The sequence below is a fragment of the Desulfovibrio desulfopostgatei genome, from assembly GCF_053570645.1.
In genome coordinates this window covers 2,541,685-2,566,677 of sequence record NZ_JBRBQS010000002.1, presented here as the reverse complement: position 1 = coordinate 2,566,677, position 24,993 = coordinate 2,541,685, and the positions used below count along the sequence as shown (strand labels likewise).

Here is a 24,993-nt window from a genome sequence, read left to right as displayed (position 1 = left end):
TGGCTGACCCCCACTGGAGGTACACATGAAGGCCCTGATAGAATACATTGCCAAATCCCTGGTGGATAATCCCGAAGAAGTGCAAGTCAGCGAAGTAGAAGGCGAGCAGACGACGGTTCTTGAGCTCAAGGTCGCCAAAGAGGACCTGGGCAAGGTTATCGGCAAGCAGGGGCGCACGGCCAGGGCCATGCGCACCATTCTGAGCGCCGCTTCCATCAAGTGTAAAAAACGCACAGTGCTGGAAATTCTGGAGTAGCGCCGCGTTCTTTCCAGGCCTTTGTTTCCTGACGGAAACGGGGAATGGGAAAAACCCGGTTCCGCCTGCTGCAATGCCTGGCATTGCAGTTACGCCTCAGCCCGCCGGAAACCCGGCAGAACTGGAAGTATGACGGAAACCTGGATTCATATGGGTACGCTGGCGCGGCCCCACGGCATCAAAGGGGAGATCTGCATCGACTGGCATGCGGACTCCCCCTTGCTTTTGGATACCCCCCTCTGGCTGCAGAAGGGCAAGGACGCGCCGCGCCGTGTCAAGATTGCGGCTGTGCGCAGCCACAAGGAGCGGCCCCTGCTCCTGCTTGAGGGCGTGGCCGACCGCACAGCGGCAGAAGCCCTGCGCGGCTGCAAGCTGTTTGTGCGGCGCGAAGATCTGCCGGAGCCAGATGACGACGAGGTCTATCTGGAAGATCTGCTCGACTGCGACGTGGTGCTGCCGGATGGTGCCCGCATCGGCAGGCTCGACCATTTTGAGTACCCCGCGGGCCTTGAAATGTGGGTCATCATGACCGATGACGACAAGGAAGTGCTCTTCCCCGCGCGGCCTGAATTTATTGCGGGTTTTGATCTGGAAATTCCCGCTGTGGTCATTGACCCGCCCGAAGGCCTGCTGGATATTTATCTTGCCGAGAGCAAGGCCGAGAGCAAGCCAGAGGACAATACAGAAAACAGTTAAGGCACGGCGCAGGCTGTGCGCCGCAAGGTTTTCTGCTGCTCTGGCGGGCAAGATTTGATTGCGCGGCATGAGCCGCACAGGAACGGGGGAGGAACTTTCGGCGGAAGGTTCTTCCCCTGTAGTCGTTTACGCACCGCCAGCCGCACACAGGAATGATCATGCCGGAATTGCCAGAAGTCGAAACTGTGGCGCGCACCTTGCGCCCCCATGTGGAAGGCTGCGCCATCACGGGCGCAACCCTGCTGCGTGATTCAAGCCTGCACCCCTTGAGCCTGCGGCCCGAGGATTTGCGGGGCTGCGTCATCACTGGCGTGGGCAGGCGGGGCAAACTGCTGCTGCTTGAGCTGGACGCCGCCAAGGCTGCCAGGGCAGACCTGCGCGGCGCAGCCGGTCTGCGCCTTGCCCTGCACCTGCGCATGACGGGCCGCCTCATGACCTATGCCGCCCATACCGCGCCCGGTCTGCATACGCGCTGCGTGTTTGACCTGACGGACGCGCAGGGGCAGGAACGCCGTCTTTTTTTTGATGATGTGCGGGCCTTTGGCCTGCTGCTGGCAGGAACCCCGCAAACAATGCAGCAGTGGAGCTTCTGGCGGGAGCTTGGCCCCGAGCCGCTGGAACTGACGGACGCCGCCTTTTCCGCCCGGCTTGAAGGCAAAAATTCGGCCATCAAGGCCGTGTTGCTGGATCAGAAGGTCATAGCGGGCGTAGGTAATATCTATGCGGACGAAAGCCTGTTTGCCGCAGGCATCGACCCGCGCCGCAAGGCCGCCTCGCTCTCCGCAGCCCAGCGTAGCCGCTTGCTGCGCTGCCTCAAGGATGTGCTGGAGCTTTCCATATCGCAGTGCGGCAGCTCCATACGCGATTACCGCGATGCCAACGGTAATGTGGGCGCTTTTCAGAACAGCTTTGCCGTCTATGGCCGCAACGGGCAGGCCTGCAAGGCCTGTGGCCGCGCTCTTGAGAAAATCAAGGTGGCGGGCCGCGCCACCGTGTACTGCCCCCACTGCCAGAAGTAGCGGTTTGCGAGCAGTTGCTTTTTTCCCCGCAACACTGCCGACCGTCAAACTACCCGCCCTTAGGGAGCAGGTCTCACGCGAATATTGCGCCGTGCCGCCCGGCCCGCATCGTCCACCACCCTTACGCTCACATCGCCTGTAGTGGCCTGCCAGAGCAGCGGTTCTCCCGGTGCGGTGCTGCCCACATAGCTATCGTTGGCAAACCAGAACAGTTCGTTCACGCCTGCCTCGGTATGGGCCATAAAAACCATGCTGCCATTTTGCGCGTCCGCTGTGCGGCGGTAAACAAGTCCGCTCTTGGGCTGAATGATGGTGGGCGGCTGACCGGATATTTTCTGCTCGCGGCGACACTGCTCTTCAAATGGCGGTGGCGGCGGTTTGGGCATGCCCGCGCGGGCAAACATGCGGGCCAGATCGCTGGGCCAGAACTCCCATACGCGCTGCTCCGTGCGGCCATCCTGCGGGGCGCATGCCCGCAGACCGCTGGCCTTGTCTATCAGGATAGTGCGGAACACGCCCGACGGCGCTACCGGCGACACTCCGGGGATGAACCATGTGAGGGTGGTTTCCGGGCAGAGGGACGTATCAAGGTCGCCCGTTGCCACGCAGACGCGCAGTTTTTCCACATTGAGGCTGGGGGCCGGATCGCGGAAAGGGTCTGTCATGGGTTCCGCCGCCGCCAGCTCGCGGGCCATATCCATAAACAGCGGCGCTGCCACCATGCCGCCCACCAGCAGTGGATTGGCGGTATTGTTGAAATTGCCCACCCACACGGCCAGCACGTAGGGGCCGAACTGCCCCACGGCCCAGGCATCCCGAAAGCCGTTGGACGTGCCGGTTTTAAGCCGCACGGGCAGCACTGCGCCGCCCTGCGAGCGGGCCATCTTGTCCGGGTCTGGCGCTTCAAGCATGGTCAGGGTCACAAAGGCCGCCTCCGGCGTCAGCAGGGGCAGGGCGGGCGCTGACGGCGCTTCGTCCGATAGAAAACGCAGGGGCCGCCATACGCCCTTGTTGGCAAGCATGGCATACAGCCCCGCCAGTTCACGCATGCTCACTTCCGCCCCGCCAAGCACCAGCGACAGACCGTAGTGGTCTGCGCCATCGGCAAACTCCACTCCGGCGCGGCGCAAAAATTCGTACAGGCTCGGGCGGGTCAGTTTGGCTGCGAGGGTTATGGCGGGCACGTTGCGGCTGGCGCGCAGGGCTTCTGCTGCAGAAAGGGGGCCACGGAACGCGCCGTCATAATTTTCCGGATCATAGCCTGCAAAGCTGTGCGGCGTGTCTGCCAGCAGACTTTGCGGATGGACGAGGCCCTGCTCCAGAGCAAGGGCGTAGATCATGGGCTTGAGGGTGGAACCGGGCGACCGCCGCGCGCGAGTGCCATCCACCTGCCCTTCAATGGATTTGTTGAAAAAATCGGCGGATCCTGCCAGGGCACGCACTTCCATGCTGGGCCAGTGCAGCAGCAGGGCCGCGCAGTTGGTGAGGCCGTAGGCACTGTGCCGCGCTGCAAAACGGGCAAGCTGGCGCTCTATGCGGCGTTGGGCCGTGGTATCCAGCGTTGTGCGCAGTATGTCTGCGCCGGGGCGTTGCAGCAGCTCGGTGCTGAGATGCGGCGCGATGAAGGGCATGTCCTGCGGGCCGTAGACGCGCAGAGGAGCGGATTCCTTTTTGCCGAACCACGTTTCGTTGAGCCTGCGCACGGCCTGGCTGAAGGCCTTGTTGTCGCGGGCCGGTCTGCGGCGGGAGGGGTTTTGCGGCACCAGCATAAGGGCGGCGCTTTCCGCAGGGGCAAGCTGGGCGGCTGTTTTGTGAAAATAGCACACCGCCGCCGCGCCCAGACCCTCCACATTGCCGCCGTAGGGCGCAAGGTTGAAATAGGCCTCGAGGATTTCTTCCTTGCTATAGTGCCATTCCAGTTGCAGGGCCAGCAGCATCTGCCGCAGCTTGGCCTTCATTTTCCCGGTTTCCAGCCCGTATGCCAGCCGGGCCACCTGCATGGTGATGGTGGAGCCGCCCATGCGGCGGCCACCCGTCACGATGCCTGCGGCAGCACGGAAGAGCGAAAGGGGATTGATGCCGGGGTGGTGCCAGAAGAATCTGTCTTCGTAGCGCAGAACAGTATCCACGGCAGCAGGGGGAATATCCGCCAGCCGTGTGCGGATGCGGTATTTCTGATCGGCGGAAAGGCTGACCCGCATGATGCCGCCGCGTTTGTCCAGCACCATGCGCGAGAATTCCACACCCGCCAGCGGGTGCGGGCAGGGAGCAAAGGCCAGCCAGAGCAAAAGAGCCGTTAGCGGTAGAGCCAGCACGCCTGCGGCAAGTGCCAGACGCCTTCTGCGCCGCAACAGGGCGCAAAAGGCGTCTGGCATATGGGCAGCCCGGTTCCGCACAAGCGGCAAAGCCATACGGAACCGGGCCAGAAGCTTATTCGACAGTGACATTACCGCCGCCCGTGCGGGCGTTTACAGCCGGGTTGTACATGGCTTCCGCAGTGGCTGCGGGCAGCACAAAGCGCCCTCTGGAGGCCGCCCGCACCTTGTAGGTAAAGGTCTGGCGGTCGCCGTTCAGATCCACAAAGAAGATGCCTCTGTCTTCGCGGCGTTCGTAGCGCACCAGCCCGTCCTGCGGCTGATTTTGCCCGTTCTTTTCCAACACGGGTTCAAAGCCGCCGGGCAGCAGATCCAGCAACACAACGTTGTTGATTTCTCCGCTGGCCTGAATCGCCAGCTCAACAGTGATGACATCACCAAGTCTGGCCGTGGTAATGGCCTCGCCTTTGGAATCAAGGTAGCGCCTTTGCAGGCTGATGCCATTGGAAGCATCGCTCATGACCGCGCGGTCAAAACCTTCTGTAGTTACCAGCAGGCTGAGCAAGGGCTCGCTCTGCGGCATTTCGACGCGGTAGCGGGTGCAGCCCGGCGCATCAAGAACAAGCGCTCCGCCAAGGGGCGACGCCTTGCCCTCTGCCGGGGTAAAGCCCTGCGCGTACTGCTGGCAGGTCAGGCTGAGGCTGTCCGCCTTAAGGGCTGTTGCTTCACCCATGGCCAGCAGGGTTCTGGCCCCAAGGCCCATATCCACAGTGGTGGCGTTGGTGCTGAAGGCGCTGTCCAGCAGGTCGGCCATGCGCAGTTGTTTTTTCTTTTCCGGGAAGTGACGCACCACCATAAGGGCATGCAGCGCCTGGACTGCGCCATTGCTCATGAATTCGTCATCGCAGCGGGTGAGTGCCGCAGGCATGCGCTGTTCGGCCCTGCGCCGCAGGCGCAGCATATCGTAGCTGTCCGCCAGAAAGGCGGCGGCTATGTCGTTTTCCCATCCCTTGAAGTTGTCCTTGAGCCACTGCTCGATGCGCTCCAGATCCTGAGTCATGATGCGGCCATCACGTTGCAGAATCCAGGCTCCGTAGAGCTTGACGCGGGCATCGGCCATGTCTGTGGGCGAGCGGCCCACAATGGATTCAAGGGTATCGAGCAGGTTGTGCGAAAGCCCTTCGGGCGTGACGGTTCCGCTGTCCCGCAGGGTCAGCAGAAAGTCCGCCGCGTAGGCGGTGACAAAGTCGTTGGCCGTGCCGCCGGGCCACAGGCTTACCCCTTCATACTGGGTAAAGTTGCCCATGATGGCGCTCAATGCGGCGCTGATGACCTTGTTGCCGCGCTTGAGCATGGCTTCGGGGCTGAGGTTGGGATTGCGCAAGACCTCGTGCCGTGCCTCGGGCGAACCCAGCAGGGCGGCGTAGGGCATGGCTCGGCTGATGAGCTGCTCCGTGCAGCCGTAAGGGTAGGTGTTCAACCTTGCAAGCAGGGAACGCAGGGCAAGCACGGGCATAGCGCCCACGCTGGCCTGCCCCTGAGCTTCAAAAGGATACAGGTTGCGCTGCACGTCAACGCTTGTGGGGCCGCGCAGCGGGGTAACGCTCTCCGTGCGCAGACGCGGCATGGGCGGGCGTATGGATACCGTCTGCGTGCGAATGATGGGCTTGTCTGCCCCGATGTTGTCTGGCCCGGCTTTGTCTGCCTTGGGGTTTTCAAGGCTTGCGGTAAAGCGCACGGCGGCTTCGCCAAGGATATCCTGCGCCCGCATGCGGAAGTTGATGGTTGCCTCGCCGTTTTCATCCACGGTCACGGTTTGGGGTGCGGGTTCCTGAGCAAAGGCCAGCCCGCCGGAGGCGCTTTCCATCTTCACGCGCACCCGCGCGCCGGGGCCGCTGCCTTCAATGGTGTTGGCCACAACCAGCGCGCCGTCAAACTCGTCGCCGGGGGCGGCTGCCAGCGGCAGCAAGGGCTTGAGAATAAGCGTGCCGCGCACTTCCATGGAAGCCTCTGTTCTGCCCGCCAGGGCAATGCCCTGCCTGGGCGCGGCGCTGCCCACGGCCATGATGCGGATTTTGCCGCTGGCATACTGCGGTACGGTAAAGCGCACCTCAGTACCCTTGGCGTCCACGGGCACAATTTCCTGCCACAGGGCAAAGGGCGGCTCGCCCCTGCGTTTGAAAGGATTGAGGAAGCGCCCGCCGGGGCCGGACATGTCGCCGCCGAAACCGGGAATGCGCCCGCGCAGGCGCGCATGGTCGGGCATGAGCAGGTCAAATATCTGGGCGGTGCTCACATCCAGCGCCCGGTCGCCCAAAAGATCGCGCAACGGGTCTGGCGTGGTAAAGCCAGTGAGTTGCAGCACGCCTTCATCCACGGCAAAGATCAGTGCGCGGCCCGGCACCCGTGAGGTAAGCCGCACGGTGACGGTATCGCCCGGCAAGGCGCGCGCCGGGGCGGTGAGGGCAAGGCCCAGATCGCGCTGGTCAATGCCCGCCATAAAGGGAGCCACGGCGACCACATGCGGTTTCATGTAGACCACGTCCGAATCCAGCGAACGGGCGTAGGAAACGTTCACGTAGCCCCGACCCTGAAAATCGGCGGGAATGCGGATTTCCTGCACGCTTTCACCAGCCTGCGCCGTGAACCATGCCTGAGCCAGCACGTTTTCGCGTTCAATGGTGATGAGGCCTGCGCCCGCATAGGGCGTGGAAATGCGCATCTTGATGGTGTCGCCGGGGGCGTACTGCTGCTTGTCGAGCTTGAGGCGCAGATCGCCCTTGGCAAGGGATTCGGTGGAAAGTGCCGAAGGCTGGGCAAGCCTGTCGCCAGCCACCGTGTAGGGAATGACCGCCAGCACTGCCCCGTCTGGCTGCCGCACGGTGAGCAGAAAATCGCCCGCATCCGTGGTGGGCAAGGGCAGGGAGAGGCCCTGCGCGCCGAGATCAAGGGTTTTGCGCGTCAGTTCCGTATCAACGGGCGTGGCATCGTAGCGGTATTCGCCTCTGGAATCCGTCACCAGGCTGTTGACGTAGCGCCGGGCGGAAAAGACTGCTTCGGCCTTGGCAAGCGTGACAGGCGCAAGGTCGTTGTTCAGCACCAGCAGGCGCAGGGAGGCCTTGGCGTTTTGCGGGATATAGTCAAGGTTGTTGACCTCGCCTTCGGGCTTGTAGCCAAGTGCCACCGCCAGAGGCGAGAACAGCGCATCAAGCTGGCGGGTAACAGCCCTGCCGCCCGCAGGCTCAAAGCCTTCTATCTGCACGGCCCCGCGCAGGGTACCGGCCTGCAACCTGCCCAGAGGCAGGGCAAAGGCGGCTATGCCCTTGCTGTCTGTAAAGGCCGCAGGCAGTTCCAGAGACTGGCCTTCGCCTTCAAAGCCCGCAGGCTCATAGAATGTATAGTCTTCGTAGCCTGCAAAGTGCAGGCGGCTTTTTTCCGTGCGCAGGGTCGCTTGAACGCGGTGATTGGCCGCAGGTTCGCCATACAGATTATCCAGCCGCGCCTGCGCTTCCACGGCCGGAGCGTCCTGCCCGGTGCGTATCCAGCCCTTGGGCGCTGCGGGCGTAAACGAGGCCGCAAGGGCCAGAGTGTCGGGCTGGAATTCTTCAACGCGTACACGGGTGCTGCCCAGCACGGGCGAAGCGCCGGATCGGGTAGTGTCCCCCGGCAGGCGCACATCAAGCTGGTATGAGCCAACGGCTGCATCTTCGGGGCAGGCCCAGTCAAAGGAATTCAGACCGTCTTCGCCCACGGTAAAGGCGCGGCGCATGACCTCCGCCCCGGTGGGGCTGACCAGCACTGCCTCCAGCGGCAGCCCGGCGGGCATGGGCTGCCAGTCAAACCGCCGCACAATGCAGCCAAAATGCAGGGTCTCGCCCGGCAGGTAGATGCCGCGCTGGCTGAAAACCGAGGCGCTGAGGCCATCCGCCGAGGTGTGGCGGCCAGAAATGGCAAAGTTGCTGTAATCCACCATGCGGGTGGCATCGTCCAGCGAGAGCCATGCCAGATCCTGCGGGCCAGCGTCCTTGCTGGCATCGGCGTTTTTTCCGGCTGCGGGGGCCAGAGCCACCACGGCCACGGGGCGTTTTTCGCGTTCAAGGCCATTGGCGGGCGGCAGGTCGGCGCGGCCCTGCGCGTTGGTGACGGCGCTTTGCAGGGGTAAACCGTTAAGGCCCAGCAGACGCACTTCCGCGCCCTGCACGGGCTGACCAGTGCCCAGATGTTGCACAAAGACCGTGCGCGCTCCGTCTCCCGCCATTTTAACCGTCAGGCCCATATCTGTAACCAGCAGCAGGCGAGCAGCATAGGCAATGGATTTATCGCCGTTGTATCCGGTCAGCTCTATGCGCATGAGGCCGTGCACCGGCTCCTTGCCGCCTCGCAGCAGCGGGGCCAGATCAAGCACGGGAAAGGAAGAAGCGCCTGCCTGTTCCTTGCGTACTTCAATGCGGCCTTCCACCACATCGCTCATGACGTCCATGTCTGCCGTGGGATACTCAAACCCCGATTCTTTTGCGGCAAGGGCCAGAAATGGATCGCGGACGCGCTCGGCGCGCCAGGCCACGGAGGTAAGACCCGTGGCGTAAATATCCAGCTTTTTCTGCCCGCTCAGGGTCAGTACGTTGCCGGGCTGCAAAAAGCCCACTTCGGTGCCGAGGGAGGGGACTGTCATGATAAAGCGGCGAACCTGGGCTGTTTCCGGCCCTGCGGTGGAGGGCAGGCCCTTGTCCACGGCAGCCAGCAGACCGCGCCCGGCCTCTGCGGGAATGCGCAGCAAAATACGGTCTGCCGGTTCATCGGCGGCCTGCATCAGCTCCGGCTTGAGGCGCGTGCCGTTTTTAACGTCATCAGGGCTGATGGCGGGCATTTTTGTCCAGTCAGCGTCTTTCCCGGCTTCGGCGGTGAGCTTGCGGGGCAACTGGATAAGCTCAAGCTTGCGCAGCAGCTCTGTAGGCAGGACGCGCAGTGTGGTTTTAACCTCGAGCTGGAATTTTTTGTCCAGCTTGTCGTCATAGACGGGATTAATGGTAATTTTAGCCACATCCATCAGGCGCGCCCGCCCGGTGATGGAGAAGAGGGCCTCCACGCTCGGCGGAGCCTTGGCGTCCTTCTTGGGCGCGACAACCACGCACTTGCCCGAGCCTTCGGCAAAGGCGGGCAAACCCTTGATGCTGATGCGGGCGGCGGCGTTGTTATCCGGCAGGGCGGTTACGGGCGCGGTGACGACCACCTCGTCGCGGCGTTCGTTCCACACAAGGCGGGGTGCGCCAAGTGCAAGGCCGCTTTTTGCATCGCTGGGAGCGATAGTGATTCGGCCATCCATATCCTGCGTGCCCACGGGCCAGATGAAGCGCAAGGGGACGGAAACCGCATGCGCCCCCTTGGGGGAGGGATCAATCCAGAAGGTTTCCTTGCCAACGCGCACGGCCTGGGGCTGGGTGGCATACACGGCCTGTCGCTTGAGAGAGAATCGCCCCGGCAAGGCCATTTTTTCCAGCGAAATGGTGTAGCGGGTGTCGGGCGACAAGTGCTCCTTGGGGGTGAATTCCATGGTGGAGTCGTCAACCCAGCGCCACACGCCAGCCACGGGTGGGGTCATGCGCACGCCATCCACAACGCGGCCTTCCTCCCCAGCGGGGGAAGAGGCGCATTGGCGCGACCAGTCCGCGCCGTATTCTTTTTTGCAGCGGGCTTCATCCACCTGAAAAGTTATGGAAAACCCTTCGCGGCGCAGCCAGTTGTCCTCCTGCGGATTGCTGGGCGCGGCCACCCGGTAGGCAGGCCCGGCCAGAGCAGGAGCGGCTTGCAGAAAAACGGCCAGAATTATGAGCAGGAAACGCAGTGGCGTTGTCGGCATGATTCCTCCGCAGTGCGGTAAAGGGCAGGAGCGAAAATCCGGTGCCCGCATGGCCCGGAGCGCTGCAAAACAGGTGGAATTATGAAGGAAGCGCCCGCTAACGCTACGCGTTAACAGGTGCTATGCTATGAATGCCGGATTCGGCACTATTTGTCTACGGCGGTCATGAAACAGGGGCGGGGGCTGCCAGATCGCGCCGGGGGGAGGCGCAGTCGGCGAGAGATGAAAAGCGTGCAGGCAGTGGGCTGTGTTGCAAGCGATCTGTGCACACAAAACATGTGCGGAATCGCGGCAGCCTCGTGTGTTGAGGCCGCGTGTCGGCCTAGTGCGCCAGCACGGGGCAGGCCCGGTCTTCAAGGCTGTCCGCATTGAGCCACATATGGCGGATGATGCCGTCCACAAGGCCTATCTTGGGTATGACAAGCTGCTTTGCGCCCGACATGTCGACTACGCCGAGGAATATATCCAGTGCCGGAACAATAACGTCCGCGCGGTAGGCGTTGAGTCCGTATTTTTCCATGCGGCCTTCCAGCGGCAGGGCCAGCAGATCCTTGTACAGGGCGCGCAGTTCCGGCGCGCCAACGGGCTTGCCGTCCCGCTTTTCGAGCAGTTTTGAAACCTTGTTGATGTTGCCGCCAGAGGCAATGACGCATTCCGGCGCATAGGTTTCGCCCAGTCTACGCATTTCTGTGGCAAAGCGTTCTCGTTCCGCCGGGTTCACCGCATTGGCGAGAATGCGCACCGTGCCGAGCTGAAAGGAAAAAGCCTCTTGCAGCTTGCCAGCGCGCAGGGCGACCACCTCTGTGCTGCCGCCGCCCACATCCACATACAGAGCGCTGTCCACATCGGTATATCTGGTGAGGGCGTTGGCGTTAAAGAGAATCTGCGCTTCTTCAAGCCCGCTGATGATATCAATGCGCAGGCCTGTTTTTTCGCGTACCAGATTCATGATGTCCTGACCGTTGGCGGCATCGCGCATGGCGCTGGTGGCGCAGATGCGGTAGTGGTCAACCCCGTAGGCCCGCATGATGTGGGCAACGCCGATCATGGCGTCCACAAAGGCGGCCTGCTTTTGTTCAGAGATGGCCCCGTAAAGGAAAACATCCGTCCCAAGGCGAATGGGAATGCGAAGGTAGGCATTTTTTTTGACTGGCTTGTCGGGGCTCAGCTCTTCAACATTGCTGATGAGAAAGCGTATGGCATTGGAGCCCACGTCAATTGCGGCAAGCATGCTGGGTTTCACTCGGTCTCCTCTAGAGCATTTAACACTTGAAATACTCGCTTACGGCAGGCAAAACCTGCCTGCGCGTATTTCGCGGCAAGAATTTTTAGAAAAATCCTTGCAGAGCAGTTAACTCACTTCATTCGTAAACTGCTCTTGCGGCAGGGTGTGGAATGCCTTGTGGTGGTTACCGCACGCCCTGAGGCACGGTTCGGCAAGACTACACCAAAACCGCAGGAATATACACTGGTTTTTGGGGGCGGAGCGTGCGGAAAAGCCTGCGTCTCCAGAGCATCATTATGCCGAATCTGCCTGTCCGCAAGGCGGTATCGCCGTGCAACCGTCCAGAGTGCGGATTGTTTTCATAATCCGCGTACGGCAGTAAATCCATTGAAGGATAATCCACTCTAGGTTTCGGTCAGTGCGTCAGCCATATCACCCTGCACTGCGGAGGGGGGCTTGCGCGCGGGCCTTCGGCTTTTGGCAGCGGGCGTCCGCTCCTTCTTGCCTCGGCTGGTTGGGGGCTGGGCAGCAGGCGCATCTGCCGCAGGGCGGGCGGCCATGCGGCTGTAATATTCGTGCAGCACCGTTTGCGAGCGGCAGGGGGCCACGGATTCGCCCTTGCTGTATTTGTTGACCCCGGTGCCGTCAAGAATGCGGGCCTTGACGTTGTCCGCCCACTGGATGTCAAAAATATCCCGCAGATTCTGGCGCAGGGCCGGGCAGTGGACAGGTGCCGCCACCTCCAGCCTGCGGTCAAGATTGCGGGGCATCCAGTCGGCGCTTGAAATGTAGGCCAGTTCACTGCCGTTGTTGCAAAAGAGCGCAATGCGCGCATGCTCGAGAAATTTGTCCACAATGCTGATGGCCCGGATATTTTCGCTCAGATCCTGAACCTGCGGCTTGAGGCAGCAGGCGCTGCGCACAATAAGGCGTATTTCCACCCCGGCCTTGCTGGCGCGGTAAAGCAGCCGGATCATGGATTCATCGGTAAGGCTGTTGAGTTTTACGTGGATGTACGCCTTTTTTCCGGCTTTGGCATTGCGTATTTCGCGCTCGATGGCGTTGGTGAAAAAGGCGCGCATGCACTGGGGGGCCGCCACCAGCTCCCGGCACGAAACCGGCTTGTGCGAGGCATTGAGAAAATTGAAGATGGTGCGGGCGTCTTCCGCAAATCCGGGATTGGCTGTCAGCAGCCCCATGTCGCTGTACAGCCGCGCCGTATCTTCATTGAAGTTGCCGGTGCCGATGTAGACATAGCCTGTTTTTTTGCTGCCCTCGATGCGCTCCACAAGAATGACCTTGCTGTGTACCTTGAGGTCCTTGAGGCCGTGGATAACGCGCACTCCGCCCTGATGCAGCATGTCGATGCTTTTGACATTGCGCTCTTCATCAAAGCGGGCCATGAGCTCTACGCAGGCCGTAACCCTTTTGCCGTTCTGCGCCGCATTTATAAGGGCATTGATGATACGCGAATGGTCTGCCGTGCGGTACAGGGTGATGGAAATATCCGTCACCTTGGGGTCGATGGCCGCCTCGCACAGAAATTCCACCACATGATTGAATGTGTGGTAGGGAAAGTGCAGCAGAATATCCTTGTTGCGCACCACCTTGAGAATGCTGGAAAATGGTTTGATATCCGGATGGGTGAGGGCGGGCATGACGGCGTTTTCCAGATCGGGCCGCACGCGCGGAAAGTTCATGAGGCTGCGCATCATATGGTAGCGCGCGCCAGGGTCAAGCTCGCTTTTCTTGAGGTTGAGCTTTGAGGCCAGCAGAAAGAGCAGGTCTTCTGGCATGGCGCTGTCGTAGATAAGGCGCACGGGGCGGCCCCGCAGGCGGTGCTCCAACCCTTCTTCCATTTTTTCAATGAGGCTTTTGGACACGTCGTCGTCAAGGCTCAGTTCCGCATCGCGCATTACCTTGAAGGTGTATGCGGAAATGCGGTCGTAGTTGAACATGAAGAAAATATTGTTCAGACACAGCCTGATGATGTCGTCCACAAAGATGATGTCGTGGCAGCCGGGTGACGAGGGCATTTCCACAAAGCGCGGGCAGGCCGCGTTGACGGGGATGCGCAGCACCGCATAGCGGCATTTGCCGGGGGCCGCGTCTGATTCCATCTTGACGGCATGGTATATCTGGCTGTCTTGCAGAAAGGGCAGCCGGGCGGATTTGTTCAGAATAAGCGGCACCAGCTGTGGATAGACCACATTGCCGAAATAACCCCGGCAAAAGGCATCCTGACCTTCGCTGAGTTCGGTTTCATCACGCACGCGTATGCCCTCGTGCTCCATGGCGTCCAGCACTTCCTCGTAGGTTTCGCGAAAGGCCGTTTGCGCGGTGGCGGCCTTGTCGTTAACGCGCTGCAAGGCTTCATCCGGGGTCAAGCCGCCCATGAGCAGCGGCTTTATTTTGCTTTTGGAGCGGGTAAGTCGCACAAGGGAAGCCACGCGAACCTTGATGAATTCGTCCTGATTGCTGGAAAAAATACCCAGAAAGCGCAGCCGCTGCATAAGCGGCGTGGAGTGGTCGCGGGCTTCCTGCAATATTCGTTCGTTAAAGCTGAGCCAGCTCAGTTCCCTGTTGTTCATAACAGCCGAAGGCTTCATCGTGTACTCCCGTGGCATTGGCGTAACCATCAGGGCAATAACTACCCGCGCTTACGACTGTTATGTATGATGGATTTGTTACAATTGCGTGGCGCAATCCCATATTTGCCGATGCGCCGGACAAGGCTCTGCAGCTTTTGCCACGCGTCAATAAAAAGGGCGTCCACCTTTGCATGGCGGACGCCCCGATGGGTGTTGCAAGGTATGTGTCGCGTTAGCCGCGCTTCATGTCGGCCACCAGCTGACTCAGCGTGTTGGCCTGGGTTGCCAGATCCGCCACAGAGCCGGAAGCGGCGTTCATGGCGTGGGCCGTCTGCTCGGAGCGTTCATTGACCTCAAGAATGGACTTGTTGATCTCGTCGCTGCTTGCGGACTGTTCCTCACTGGCAGTTGCGATGGCGCGCACCTGATCGGCAGTGGAAAGCGCGTTGTTGACGATTTCGCGCAGGGCTTCGCCCGACTTGTTGGCAAACGTTGTGGCGGTTTGCACCTGTTCAAGGGCGTTGTCCATGCTTTGCACGCTCTTGGATGTGCTTTGCTGGATGGCCGCAATGGCGTTGCCCACATCGTTGGTGGAAGCCATGGTCTTTTCCGCCAGTTTGCGCACCTCATCGGCCACCACGGCAAAGCCGCGTCCGGCCTCGCCAGCGCGGGCTGCTTCAATGGCGGCGTTGAGGGCCAGCAGGTTGGTCTGGTCGGCTATGTCTGAAATAACGTTCATGATGCGGCTGATGGCCTGGGCATGCTCGTTGAGCGTACCCATGTCATCCTTGAGCGCCATGGAAACCGAGTGTACGCGGTCAATGCTTTGCAGGGCCTGCTGCACGATTTTTTCGCCGTTTTCGGCATTGGCTCTGGTCTGGTCAGACATGTCGGAAGCGGACGAGGCATTGCTCGCCACCTCGCGCACCGTGGCGTTCATCTGGTTCATGGCTGTGGCAGCATCGCCGAGGCGCAGTGCAGACTCGCTCGAAAGGTGGTTGGCCTGGCCAATGTGGGCTTCAAGCTCGTTGGACGCGGAGGATATGACCTTCACCACTTCTTCCAGTTGCATGGCGGCAGAGAGCATGCCCTCGCGGCGGGCGTTCTCCGCCTCTTTGCGCGCGGCCTCTGCCTGCTCTGTGGCGGCTTTTGCCAGGGCTGTCTGCTGCTCGGCCTCCTCGCTCTTCTGGCGGGAGGTGGTGATCATTTCCTGCAGGTTGCCAACCATGTTCAGCAGGGCAGCGTGCAGCTCGGCCAGCTCGCCGTAGAACTGCCGGGCGTCAAGATTCACGTTGAGATCGCCGGTGGCGACCTTGTCGGCCTCTTTAACAATAAGGCTCAAGGGCCGATTGATGGAGCGCGCTATGGCCCAGGCGATCAGTAGCATGATCAGGGCAACGCTGAGGGTAATGATTACGCTGGCACGCACGGCGGTGTTGGTGGCCGCAAAAATCTCTTCCTCAGACTGGAGCATGAGGATTTTCCAGCCGTGCGGCGTGGTGAGCACATTGGCGCGCACATCCCGTCCGTTTACAGCGGTTTGCAGAGAGCCGTCCTTGGTGTTGAAGAGCTTCACAAGTCCGGGATCCTGTATGTCCTTGCCAATGATCTTGCCAGTCAGATCCTTGTTGCGCGGGTCGCAGAGGATGCGCCCCGTGTTTTCGAGCAGCATGAAGTAGCCGGTCTTGCCGAAATTGAGTTCGGCAAAGCGCTGCGACAGGCCGTTGAGCGAAACGTCGATACCCAGAACGCCTGTAAAGTCGCCCCGGCGCGAAAACATTTTGTGCGTGATGGCCACCACCAGTTCACCAGTGATGGAAAGGTAGCTGTCGGCCAGACCGACCTTTTGCGACGAAGCCGCGCGCTGCGTGTACCAGGGGCGCTTGCTGGTATTGTAGCCAGCGGGCACCTTGGTATTGTCGGCAGAGGTCGCGTAGCTGCCGTCAGTGTAGCCTGCGTACGCTTCCACGTAATCTTCGGAGCCTTCGTCAAGCCGCACCAGCGGCTGAACAGTTTTGAAGGCATCCACCGAAAGATCGGCCCGAAGAAAAACGTCCGCTTCTTTATTGTTGGAGAAGTTGGGGAAAAGACCCACAGCTTCTGCAATGTATGGTTCCTGCGCCAGCAGGGCGACGTCTCGTTCCGCACTGGTGATGAATGTTTCCACATAGTTGTTCATGAGGCGCAACTGGGTTGAGGAATTGGAAATATAACTTTCCTCGGCATTGTTGCGCATGGTCATGATCATGAAGGGCAGGGTGCCTGCTGCCATCACAATAATTGTAAAAAGGAATCCTAGGATAACGCGCAGTCTGATAGTCATAGCAAGGCTCCTGCTCAATCTGAAGTGGACGTGCGTCCAGCCTGGCGGATCTGACGCTCACAAGATTATCGGTTTGTTTTTCAGAATCTTAATATCTGAAATACAAATGTAACATGAAAAAAAACGATGGGGGCAGGTGACACATACGTACTACTCCCCGTGCGCGCAAGAGGGGCAGACCGCACTTGCCTGCTGCCCATGAGTGCGTATACCGTCAGGTTGCAATACGGCAGCATCCGGTGTTGCTGCGCGGTCAGGCTGCGCACCGCCGGTTAATCAAAATTAAAGATCGGGAAGGTTTGCATGAGTGCAACAAGCTTTTGGAGCAAGTGCAATGTGTCGGGCATTACCCATAAGGGCGAAGAATTCCTCAAATTTGTGGGGCCTGGCCTACTGGTGACAGTGGGTTTTATCGACCCCGGCAACTGGGCCGCCAATCTGGCCGCCGGGGCGGAGTACGGTTATTCCCTGCTGTGGATGGTGAGCCTTTCCACCTTTATGCTCATTGTATTGCAGCACAATGCGGCGCATCTGGGTATTGTGACGGGCAAGTGCATGGCCGAGGCCATAACGGAGTATTTTCCCTGCACCATTGGCCGACTCGTGCTGTTTAGCGCCTTTGGCGCTTCGGTCATGACCAGCATGGCTGAAATCCTCGGTGGGGCCATTGCCCTGCGCATGCTCTTTTCCATTCCCCTGCCCATTGGCGCAACCCTTACGGCCCTTCTGGCTGGCGGGCTTTTGCTGCTCAATACGTACAACAAGGTTGAAAAGTGGATCATCGGCTTTGTGTCGCTGATCGGCATCGCCTTTTTGTACGAACTGTGGCTGGTGCCTTCCGGGTGGGTTCCCAAGGCTGCGGTGGGCTGGGTGATGCCAGCCTTTCCCGAAGGTTCCATGCTGGTGATCATGAGCGTACTTGGCGCGGTGGTCATGCCGCACAATCTTTTTTTGCATTCCGAAATTATTCAGAGCCGTCAGTGGAATCTTGAGGGTGATGCCTTTATCAAAAAAAGGCTCGACTATGAATTTTTTGACACGCTCTTTGCCATGCTGGTGGGTTGGGCCATCAATAGCGCCATGATTATTCTGGCTGCTGCGGTGTTCTGGACAGCGGGGGAGCATGTGACGGAGCTTGAACAGGCCCGCGACCTGCTCAAACCCCTACTGGGCGACAGCGCCTCCGTGATTTTTGCCGTGGCCCTGCTGTTTGCCGGGGTGGCCTCGTCCGTCACATCGGGCATGGCGGGCGGCATCATGACATCTGGCATGGCGGGCGAACCCTACAATACCAAGGACAAGCACAGCGTCATGGGCATTGTTGGCTCGCTGGGCTGCGGCCTTGTGCTCATCTGGCTGACCAGCGACCCCTTCAAGGGCTTGCTGCTCTCGCAGATGGCTCTTTCGGTACAGTTGCCCATCACCATGATTTCGCTGGTGGCGCTGACATCGTCCCCCAAGGTCATGGGCAAATACGCCAACGGCAAGGGCACAAAGCTGCTGCTCTACACGCTCACAGGCATCGTGACAGCGCTGAACATCATGCTGCTCTTCAGCGCGCTGGATTAGCGGTACTTCACAGACTGCCCCAGCATATACCGTACTGCGCGCCAATATTGTATCGAACTGCGGCTGCGGTACAATATTGTTTGGACTCCGGCTGAAGGTGAAAGGTAAATTAACTTACATATCGGTATGTTGAGATGAGCCTTGCATCGGCATGTTCCTTGCTCTACCCAGAGCGGTTCCCAAACTTTTTGCGGAAAGAGGCACCATGAAAAGGCTTGAACATCTCATGCAGTCATTGCAGCAGCAGGAGGACATCCCCATTATGGGCAAAACCGACCTGCTGCTCTATGCCCCCTGCCCGGTAAAGCTTGTGGTCAAGGAGCGAATCGAGGCCATTGCCGCAGCGGCAACCCCGCCCCTGACGGCGCATATCCCCATGGGCTGCACCTCGGTTGATCCTTACGACCCGCTGTATATGGAATCTGACGCAAACAAGCTGCCCGCCGTTATAGCGTCCATTGGCTATGGCGACTTCTGGCGCGGCGAATTTGTGCGGCGTTTTGTCAACACGGGCATTTTTGAAAGCGTGCAGCCCCGCGTGCTGAACCCTCTGTACGCTGATGCCGGGCTGATTGACCCCGCCGGGGCCTATACCATCTACGGCGTGACCCCGTACATTTTTCTGGTAGACCACAAAAAGCTGGACGGCCTGCCCGCGCCGAAAAACTGGGCAGACCTCATGAATCCCCGTTATCGCGGGCAGATTGTCATGTGCGGCGATGGCGACGACATGGCTGATGCCGTGCTCCTTAACCAGTACAAGGATTTTGGCGAACCGGGCGTTACCGGGCTTGCCGCCAACATCAAAAGTTTCATGCACTCCTCGCGCATGGCAAAGGTCTGCGGCACCGCCGCGTCCGATGCCGGGGGCATCTTTATCATCCCCCTATTTTTTGCCGAAAGCACCAAACTGCCGGAGCATGTGGAAATTGTCTGGCCCGAGGACGGCGCAGCCGCAAGCCCCCTCTATCTGCTGGCAAAAAAATCAGAAAAGGCGCGTCTGGCTCCGGTGCTGGACTTTTTTGCCAATGGCTTTGGCGGCATAGACAGCGCCGCCTGGTTCATCCCGATGGACGGTTCGCGCCCCTCGCAGTTGCCCGCAGGGGCAAAGCTCAAATGGGTGGGCTGGGATTTTGTGGAAAGCAACGACGTGAACAGCCTGCGCGATATTCTGGCCTTGAAGTTCCGGCGGTTGCAGGCGGGCACGGCATGCGTCTCATAACCGTGGCGGGGCCGCCCGCGTGCGGCAAGACCTCGCTTGTGGTCAGGGCTGGCGCGGCCCTGAAGGCGCGGGGCGCAACCTGCGCCGTCATCAAGTTTGATTGCCTGCAAACCCGCGACGACGAACTCTACGCGGCGGCGGATATTCCCGTTTCCGTCGCGCTTTCCGGCGGGCTCTGCCCCGATCACTTTTTTGCCACCAATCTGGAAGAAGCCTTTGCCTGGGCCGCAGAAACCGGGGCCGACATCTGCATTATTGAAACTGCGGGCCTGTGCAACCGTTGCTCGCCGCATCTGCGCGGAGCCTTGGCCCTGTGCGTCATCGACAACCTCATGGGCATCGACGCGCCGGAAAAAATCGGCCCAATGCTGCGGCTGGCAGATGTGGTGGCCGTGACCAAGGGCGATCTTGTTTCGCAGGCAGAGCGCGAGGTCTACCGCTACCGCATCCGGCAGATGAACCAGCGGGCCGTTATCCGGCACGTGAACGGCCTGACAGGGCAGGGTTGCGCGGAGCTTGCCGCCATCATGACCATCGCGCCGGACATTGCCTCCGTTACCGACATGCGGCTGCGCTTCGCCATGCCCGCAGCCATCTGCTCCTATTGCCTGAGCGAAATGCGCATCGGCGCGCGTTACCAGAAGGGCAACGTCAAAAAGGCGGAATTTGGAGAAGGTCATGGAGCGTGAAAATATGGAACTGGCCCTGCGCAGTCTGAGCCTGACCCCTGGGCGCGACAAGGCAGGCCAGCCGGAAAAAACGCAGATTCACTTCCGCCCCGGTGAAATCACGGCCCTGTTGGGGCCAACGGGCGCTGGCAAGAGCCGCTTTTTGAGCGATATTGAGTCGCTGGCCGCGGGCGATACCCCAACTGGCCGCACCGTGCTGCTCAACGGCGCAGAACCCGATGAAGACACGCGTTTTGATCTGCAAGGGCGGCTGGTGGCCCAGCTGACCCAGAACATGAATTTTGTGCTGGATATGGGCGTACTGGATTTTTTGCGCACCCACGCCCTGAGCCGCGAGGTGCCAGACCCCGAAACCGCTGCGGCCAGGGTTTTTGCCGCCGCCAACGAACTGGCTGGCGAATCCTTTGACGGGTGTACGCAGTTGACCCAGCTTTCCGGCGGGCAGTCGCGAGCCCTGATGATTGCGGATACAGCCCTGCTCAGTTGGTCGCCCGTGCTGCTCATTGACGAAATTGAAAACGCCGGAGTGGACAAGCGCAAGGCCCTTGATCTGCTGCTGGCATCGGACAAGATTATTGTCATGGCAACGCACGATCCCGTGCTGGCTTTGGCGGCAGACAGGCGGCTGGTGTTTGAACAGGGGGCCGTGGCCGCTGTGCTGGCGCGCACCCCGGCGGAAGACGCTCTGCTGGCCCGACTGGAAGATATGGAAAGGCACTGGTCTGACGTGCGCGAGGCCCTGCGCAAAGGGGCGGACATGTCGCCCTGGATTATTTAGCGGGCATTCTTTGCGGGGGAAACGCCCCACACTAATAATCATCTGTTTTGCTTGCAGTTTTGGCAGGCTCCGTCTGAAGCAGGGGCAAAGAGCAGAATGTGCAATGTGTAAAAGGCAGAGGCCGTCCCTTGGGACGGCCTCTGCCTTTGCATATCTTGTGCAGCGAACGTTATTTCTTTTCAAACATCTCGATCTGGGCAACCACCATGCGGCTGAACACGGCGGCAATGCTCTCTGCATCCACAGTGGCGGAGCCGGAACCGGCAAAGGCTTCGGCCACCTTTTGCGCATTGCTCACCATGGTGGAAAAAATCTGCGGGGTCACGTTGGCGTTCATGGCGCGCTGATAGGTGGAATCCATATTTTTTCCTTTCAGGCGGGGGGCTCCCGCATTCGGTTGAAACAAAGACAACAGTTTCAGGGGGCAAAAGAACCGTAGTGGCATGCCCTAACAGATGCGGGGCAACTGCGCGCCCTCCAGCATACCCAGCAGGCGGCGGCCTCCTATGCGTGTTTGCAGCGCCACCTGTGCCTTGCCTTCCGTTACCGTGCCGATGCGGGCCGCTTCCTTGCCGTAGGGCGAGCGGCGCATGGCCTCAAGGGCTGCTTCCGCGCTGCTTTCGGGCACAATGCAGATGCATTTGCCTTCGTTGGCAAGGTACAGCGGATCCATGCCGAGGAAGGAACAGCCGTTGCGCACGGCTTCGTGAACGGGAACGCTGGCCTCGTCAAGCAGGATGGACACCTGCGACTGCTCGGCGATTTCGTTGAGCGTGGTGGCAAGCCCGCCGCGCGTGGGGTCGCGCAGCACATGCACCTCGCCCACAGTGTTGATGATGTCTTCAATCATGTGGTTCAGCGGGGCGGAGTCTGAGGCCACGTCCGTAAGGAAGGACAGGCCTTCGCGGCTGCCCATGACCGTAAGGCCGTGGTCGCCCATGGCTCCGCTGACCAGCACCACATCGCCGGGCCGGGCATTATGGCCCGAGGGCGAGGGCGAGGCAAACACCTGCCCGATGCCTGTGGTATTGATGAAAATTTTGTCGCAAGCACCGCGCGGCACAACCTTGGTGTCGCCCGTCACAATGCTCACGCCCGCCTCGCGAGCTGCCGAGCCCATGTCGGCCACGACGCGCTCAAGGGTTTCGAGGGGCAGGCCTTCTTCAAGAATGAAACCGCAGCTCAGGTAGCGGGGCCGTGCCCCCAGCATGGCGACATCGTTGACGGTGCCATGCACAGCCAGACTGCCGATGCTGCCGCCTGCGAAAAACAGGGGCGTCACCGTGTAGGAATCGGTGCTCATGGCCAACGGGCCGGAGATATCGGTCAAAAGCGCTGCATCGTCCATGCGTTCCAGCAGGGGATTGGCAAAATGGCGCATGAAACACTGTGCAATAAGGCGCTGCGAGGCTCTGCCGCCGCTGCCAGCATCAAGAAGAAGGCAATCGTCCATTATCGCTCCGAATATTTAAAGTAGGCCGCGCAACTGCCCTCGGTAGAAACCATACATGGGCCAACGGGATTGGCGGGGGTGCAGCGCTTGCCGAAAAGCGGACAGTCCGGCGGGGTGATGCGCCCTTTGAGCACATCGCCGCAGCGACAGCCGGGCAGGGGGGGGACATCCGGCAAGGTGAGGTCAAGGCGCTTCATGGCGTCCATACTCTCATATTCCGGGCGCAGGGCCAGGCCGCTCTGGGGTATGCGGCCTATGCCGCGCCACAGGGCGTCCGCCGGTTGGAAAAACTGTTCCAGCAGGGCGCGGGCGCGGGGGTTGCCCGTGTCGTCCACGGCGCGGGGGTAGGCATTGACCACATCGGGTTTGCCGTCGCGCATCTGCTCGGCCATGAGGCAGAGGGCCAGCAGAATGTCGGCGGGCTGGAAGCCGCCCACAATGCCGGGAACATGAAAATCGCGCGCCAGAAAGGCGTAGGGCTCCAGCCCAAGAATGGTGGAAACGTGCCCCGGCAGCAAAAAGGCTTCTACGCCGCACTGGCTGTCTTCAAGCAGAATGCGCAGGGCGGGGGGCACAAGCTTGTGCAGGGAGAGCACGCAGAAGTTGTTCAGCCCGCGCTGCTGGGCGGTGAGCAGGGTGGCGGCCACGGTGGGGGCGGTGGTTTCAAAACCAATGCCCAGAAAAACCACTGTATCGCCGGGGTTGGCCGCCGCAAGGGTCAGGGCGTCCAGAGGCGAATAGACAATCTCAACCCGCGCGCCCTGGGCCTGAGCGTGTTTGAGGCTGAGGCCGCCGGGGCCGGGCACGCGCAAAAGGTCCCCAAAGGTGGCTATGATGACGCGGTCACGGCCCGCAAGCTCAAGAAAGGCGGCAACTTCCGCATCGTGCGTGACGCATACGGGGCAGCCGGGGCCGGAAAGGTGCGTTACCGATTTGGGCAGGAGCGAGCGCAGGCCGCTCTGGAAGATGGCAACTGTATGGGTGCCGCACACTTCCATGAAGCGCATTGTGCGACCATCAAGGGCGCGGTTAAGGCGATCAAGAAGGCTGTGGCACAGTTGCGGATTCTGAAAGGCGGTTTCCAGTTGCATGGGCATTCCTTTTTTGCGGCCCGCAGGGGATCGGCGGGCAAAACTCTGGCGGCATTCTCCGGGGCAAAGGCTCGGCCATTACTGGCGGTTCCGGCAAGGAGAAAGGCTTTTTACCTGCTGCGCACACGCTGCATCCAGCAGGAATAAAAAGCCTTTCTGCCGAGCCTTGAATGTAAAATGGTTGTGTGTATCAGGTCCATGATATGTTAACAATATGAGAAATTTTGTTCCCTGCCAAGGAAGTAAGCCTTTTTATGGAGAGAGTGTACTGCTTCGGTACTCGAGCGGAATAAAAAGGCTTCCTGACGCAGGTAGGGGGCAACAGGGCCATATTGTTAATATATCATTAGGCCAGCGGGGCCAAAGTATTGAGGCCCGTTTCTACCGGCAGCCCGCACATGAGGTTTGCGTTGGCCATGGCCTGACCGGATGCGCCCCTGCACAGATTGTCGATGGCGGAAACGATGATGAGCCGCCCTGTACGGGGGTCTACCACAAGACCAAGGTCGCAGAACATGCTGCCGCGCACAAAACGGGTTTCCGGCAGCGCCCCCTTGGGCAGGATGCGAATCCACGGGCTGTGTTCCCACGTGCGGGTAAAGGCCTCGCGCACTTCGTCCAGACTGGTGGCGGGGTTTTTGAGTTTTGTGTAGATGGTGGACAAAATGCCCCTGTTGGTGGGCAAGATGTGCGTGTTGAACGAAACCCGCATGTCGTGGCCCGCCAGCAGGCTGAGTTCCTGCTCGATTTCCGGCGTATGGCGGTGCGTGGGCAGGCCGTAGGCGCGGAAATTGTCGGAAATTTCGCAGAACAGCGTAGGCACGGCCGCCTTGCGGCCAGCGCCCGTGGCTCCGGATTTGGCGTCCACCACGATGTCGTCTGTATGCACGAGGTCGTTCTTGATGGCGGCGTACAGGCCCAGAATCACCGAGGTGGGGTAACAGCCGGGGTTGGCGATAAGCTTGGCCCCCGCGATTTCAGCGGCGTACAGTTCGGGCAGGCCGTACACGGCCTTGTGCAGCAGATCAGTGCACACGTGCTCGCGTTTGTACCATGTAGCATAGGTTTCGGGGTCGCGCAGGCGAAAATCCGCCGAGAGGTCAACAACCTTCACTCCGGCGCGCAGCAGCATCTCTGCCATATCCATGGCTGTGCCTGCGGGCACGGCAAGAAAGACCACATCGCACTGGCGGGCGGCTTCCTGCGGGTCAAATACGCTGATGACCACATCCGCGCCGGGCATGTGGTTCAGAAAAGGATAGAAATCCCCCAGCCGTTTGCCGGATTCTGCCCGCGAACAGGCCATGGCAAGCCGCATGGAAGGATGGCTCACGAGAAGCCGCGTCAGCTCCATGCCCGCGTAGCCGGTAATGCCCACCAGACCCACATTGATTGTCTTCATGCCGCCGATCCTTTGGAAACTATGGTCAATGGTAGTGACGGGGCCGCGCCGCGCAGACGGCAGATTGCCGCTGTTTGCGCCGCACCGCAGTGCCTCAAGCTTTTTTTGACTGACAGGCGCAGTCCGGGCCGCACTTGATCACGAACTTCATGCGCAGTTCGTAGAGGATGCTTTCCAGCAGCTTTTGCTCCTGTTCTTCCAGCCCGTTTTCGGTCTTGGCGCGCAGCATTTCCAGCACGTCAATGCTGTGCTTTGCCAGCGGCAGGTTTGTTTCCGTGCCGCCGGTTTCGGGATTGGGCACTTCGCCCAGATGCACCAGAGCCGATGACGCCAGCGAAATGATAAAGGTCGAAAACGTCACTTCCGGCATGGGGCCATCGGCCTTACAGCCGCAGTTATTGTCACTCATGGCGACCTCGTGGCACGTAAACGGTTACGGTAACAGCAGTTTGCGCCAAATGCCTGCGCCCAGCATACAAGCTTTTACCACCAGCGCAAGGGCTTGCG

At 60.3% G+C, this 24,993-nt stretch carries 17 protein-coding genes; 7 read left to right on the top strand and 10 right to left on the bottom strand.

Features of this window, described 5'->3' with window-relative positions; genetic code table 11:
• Window positions 1–25 precede the first annotated feature (25 nt).
• The 3 genes from ACUZ9Q_RS11340 to mutM all read left to right on the top strand — a co-directional run bounded on the left by ACUZ9Q_RS11340 (window position 26) and on the right by mutM (window position 1,971).
• Window positions 26–256 carry a KH domain-containing protein gene (locus ACUZ9Q_RS11340; protein WP_192113339.1) on the top strand — a complete coding sequence of 77 codons (231 nt, stop codon included), beginning with the start codon at window positions 26–28 and terminating at the stop codon, window positions 254–256.
• 129 nt (window positions 257–385) lie between these two features.
• Complete coding sequence (gene rimM, locus ACUZ9Q_RS11335; protein ID WP_227118816.1) at window positions 386–952, top strand: ribosome maturation factor RimM; 567 nt, start codon at window positions 386–388, stop codon at window positions 950–952.
• Between the two features lie 158 nt (window positions 953–1,110).
• A complete protein-coding gene (mutM, locus tag ACUZ9Q_RS11330) occupies window positions 1,111–1,971 on the top strand; it encodes a bifunctional DNA-formamidopyrimidine glycosylase/DNA-(apurinic or apyrimidinic site) lyase (protein ID WP_449247905.1) in 861 nt (286 codons plus the stop codon).
• A gap of 59 nt (window positions 1,972–2,030) precedes the next feature.
• Here mutM and pbpC read toward each other — a convergent pair whose 3' ends face one another.
• The 5 genes from pbpC to ACUZ9Q_RS11305 form a co-directional block, all read right to left on the bottom strand.
• Window positions 2,031–4,418 (bottom strand): penicillin-binding protein 1C, encoded by a 2,388-nt coding sequence (gene pbpC / locus ACUZ9Q_RS11325; RefSeq protein WP_449247904.1) that lies wholly within the window; start codon window positions 4,416–4,418, stop codon window positions 2,031–2,033.
• Complete coding sequence (locus ACUZ9Q_RS11320; protein ID WP_449247903.1) at window positions 4,402–10,143, bottom strand: alpha-2-macroglobulin; 5,742 nt, start codon at window positions 10,141–10,143, stop codon at window positions 4,402–4,404. Before ACUZ9Q_RS11320 ends, pbpC begins: the two co-directional genes overlap by 17 nt.
• 322 nt (window positions 10,144–10,465) lie before the next feature.
• Window positions 10,466–11,386 (bottom strand): Ppx/GppA phosphatase family protein, encoded by a 921-nt coding sequence (locus tag ACUZ9Q_RS11315; protein ID WP_449247902.1) that lies wholly within the window; start codon window positions 11,384–11,386, stop codon window positions 10,466–10,468.
• 386 nt (window positions 11,387–11,772) lie between these two features.
• On the bottom strand, window positions 11,773–13,977 hold the full coding sequence (gene ppk1 / locus ACUZ9Q_RS11310; protein ID WP_300554563.1) for a polyphosphate kinase 1: 2,205 nt from the start codon (window positions 13,975–13,977) through the stop codon (window positions 11,773–11,775).
• Between the two features lie 214 nt (window positions 13,978–14,191).
• The gene (locus tag ACUZ9Q_RS11305; protein ID WP_449247901.1) at window positions 14,192–16,282 is read right to left on the bottom strand and encodes a methyl-accepting chemotaxis protein; all 2,091 of its coding nucleotides are present in this window, start codon (window positions 16,280–16,282) and stop codon (window positions 14,192–14,194) included.
• A gap of 303 nt (window positions 16,283–16,585) precedes the next feature.
• On the opposite strand from ACUZ9Q_RS11305, the gene ACUZ9Q_RS11300 reads away from it, so the two are divergent.
• The 4 genes from ACUZ9Q_RS11300 to ACUZ9Q_RS11285 all read left to right on the top strand — a co-directional run bounded on the left by ACUZ9Q_RS11300 (window position 16,586) and on the right by ACUZ9Q_RS11285 (window position 20,540).
• The gene (locus ACUZ9Q_RS11300; RefSeq protein WP_192113346.1) at window positions 16,586–17,851 is read left to right on the top strand and encodes an Nramp family divalent metal transporter; all 1,266 of its coding nucleotides are present in this window, start codon (window positions 16,586–16,588) and stop codon (window positions 17,849–17,851) included.
• Between the two features lie 205 nt (window positions 17,852–18,056).
• On the top strand, window positions 18,057–19,073 hold the full coding sequence (locus ACUZ9Q_RS11295; RefSeq protein WP_449247900.1) for an ABC transporter substrate-binding protein: 1,017 nt from the start codon (window positions 18,057–18,059) through the stop codon (window positions 19,071–19,073).
• The gene (locus ACUZ9Q_RS11290) at window positions 19,061–19,762 is read left to right on the top strand and encodes a GTP-binding protein (RefSeq protein WP_449247899.1); all 702 of its coding nucleotides are present in this window, start codon (window positions 19,061–19,063) and stop codon (window positions 19,760–19,762) included. The genes ACUZ9Q_RS11295 and ACUZ9Q_RS11290 overlap by 13 nt, the downstream gene beginning before the upstream one ends.
• Window positions 19,752–20,540 carry an ATP-binding cassette domain-containing protein gene (locus tag ACUZ9Q_RS11285; protein WP_192113349.1) on the top strand — a complete coding sequence of 263 codons (789 nt, stop codon included), beginning with the start codon at window positions 19,752–19,754 and terminating at the stop codon, window positions 20,538–20,540. Before ACUZ9Q_RS11290 ends, ACUZ9Q_RS11285 begins: the two co-directional genes overlap by 11 nt.
• Window positions 20,541–20,709: 169 nt before the next feature.
• Here the strand turns inward: ACUZ9Q_RS11285 and ACUZ9Q_RS11280 are convergent, their stop codons facing one another.
• The 5 genes from ACUZ9Q_RS11280 to ACUZ9Q_RS11260 form a co-directional block, all read right to left on the bottom strand.
• Window positions 20,710–20,901: a hypothetical protein gene (locus ACUZ9Q_RS11280; RefSeq protein ID WP_192113350.1), complete on the bottom strand. Its 192-nt coding sequence runs from the start codon at window positions 20,899–20,901 to the stop codon at window positions 20,710–20,712.
• Between the two features lie 87 nt (window positions 20,902–20,988).
• Window positions 20,989–21,993 (bottom strand): hydrogenase expression/formation protein HypE, encoded by a 1,005-nt coding sequence (gene hypE, locus ACUZ9Q_RS11275; RefSeq protein WP_215648063.1) that lies wholly within the window; start codon window positions 21,991–21,993, stop codon window positions 20,989–20,991.
• A complete protein-coding gene (gene hypD, locus ACUZ9Q_RS11270; RefSeq protein WP_192113352.1) occupies window positions 21,993–23,084 on the bottom strand; it encodes a hydrogenase formation protein HypD in 1,092 nt (363 codons plus the stop codon). The genes hypE and hypD overlap by 1 nt, the downstream gene beginning before the upstream one ends.
• Before the next feature lie 346 nt (window positions 23,085–23,430).
• Window positions 23,431–24,486, bottom strand: a complete 1,056-nt coding sequence (argC, locus tag ACUZ9Q_RS11265; protein ID WP_192113353.1) for an N-acetyl-gamma-glutamyl-phosphate reductase — start codon at window positions 24,484–24,486, stop codon at window positions 23,431–23,433.
• A gap of 94 nt (window positions 24,487–24,580) precedes the next feature.
• Window positions 24,581–24,895, bottom strand: coding sequence for a DUF1844 domain-containing protein (locus ACUZ9Q_RS11260; RefSeq protein ID WP_192113354.1), 315 nt, complete (start codon window positions 24,893–24,895; stop codon window positions 24,581–24,583).
• Window positions 24,896–24,993: the final 98 nt, after the last annotated feature.

Coding starts and splice junctions, on each gene's coding strand:
- argC (WP_192113353.1), bottom strand. CDS start 24,486: ATGAAGACAATCAATGTGGGTCTGGTGGGCATTACCGGCTACGCGGGC.
- ACUZ9Q_RS11305 (WP_449247901.1), bottom strand. CDS start 16,282: ATGACTATCAGACTGCGCGTTATCCTAGGATTCCTTTTTACAATTATT.
- mutM (WP_449247905.1), top strand. CDS start 1,111: ATGCCGGAATTGCCAGAAGTCGAAACTGTGGCGCGCACCTTGCGCCCC.
- ACUZ9Q_RS11300 (WP_192113346.1), top strand. CDS start 16,586: ATGAGTGCAACAAGCTTTTGGAGCAAGTGCAATGTGTCGGGCATTACC.
- hypD (WP_192113352.1), bottom strand. CDS start 23,084: ATGCAACTGGAAACCGCCTTTCAGAATCCGCAACTGTGCCACAGCCTT.
- ACUZ9Q_RS11285 (WP_192113349.1), top strand. CDS start 19,752: ATGGAGCGTGAAAATATGGAACTGGCCCTGCGCAGTCTGAGCCTGACC.
- ACUZ9Q_RS11295 (WP_449247900.1), top strand. CDS start 18,057: ATGAAAAGGCTTGAACATCTCATGCAGTCATTGCAGCAGCAGGAGGAC.
- ACUZ9Q_RS11340 (WP_192113339.1), top strand. CDS start 26: ATGAAGGCCCTGATAGAATACATTGCCAAATCCCTGGTGGATAATCCC.
- ppk1 (WP_300554563.1), bottom strand. CDS start 13,977: ATGAAGCCTTCGGCTGTTATGAACAACAGGGAACTGAGCTGGCTCAGC.
- ACUZ9Q_RS11260 (WP_192113354.1), bottom strand. CDS start 24,895: ATGAGTGACAATAACTGCGGCTGTAAGGCCGATGGCCCCATGCCGGAA.
- rimM (WP_227118816.1), top strand. CDS start 386: ATGACGGAAACCTGGATTCATATGGGTACGCTGGCGCGGCCCCACGGC.
- hypE (WP_215648063.1), bottom strand. CDS start 21,993: ATGGACGATTGCCTTCTTCTTGATGCTGGCAGCGGCGGCAGAGCCTCG.
- pbpC (WP_449247904.1), bottom strand. CDS start 4,418: ATGTCACTGTCGAATAAGCTTCTGGCCCGGTTCCGTATGGCTTTGCCG.
- ACUZ9Q_RS11280 (WP_192113350.1), bottom strand. CDS start 20,901: ATGGATTCCACCTATCAGCGCGCCATGAACGCCAACGTGACCCCGCAG.
- ACUZ9Q_RS11320 (WP_449247903.1), bottom strand. CDS start 10,143: ATGCCGACAACGCCACTGCGTTTCCTGCTCATAATTCTGGCCGTTTTT.
- ACUZ9Q_RS11290 (WP_449247899.1), top strand. CDS start 19,061: ATGCGTCTCATAACCGTGGCGGGGCCGCCCGCGTGCGGCAAGACCTCG.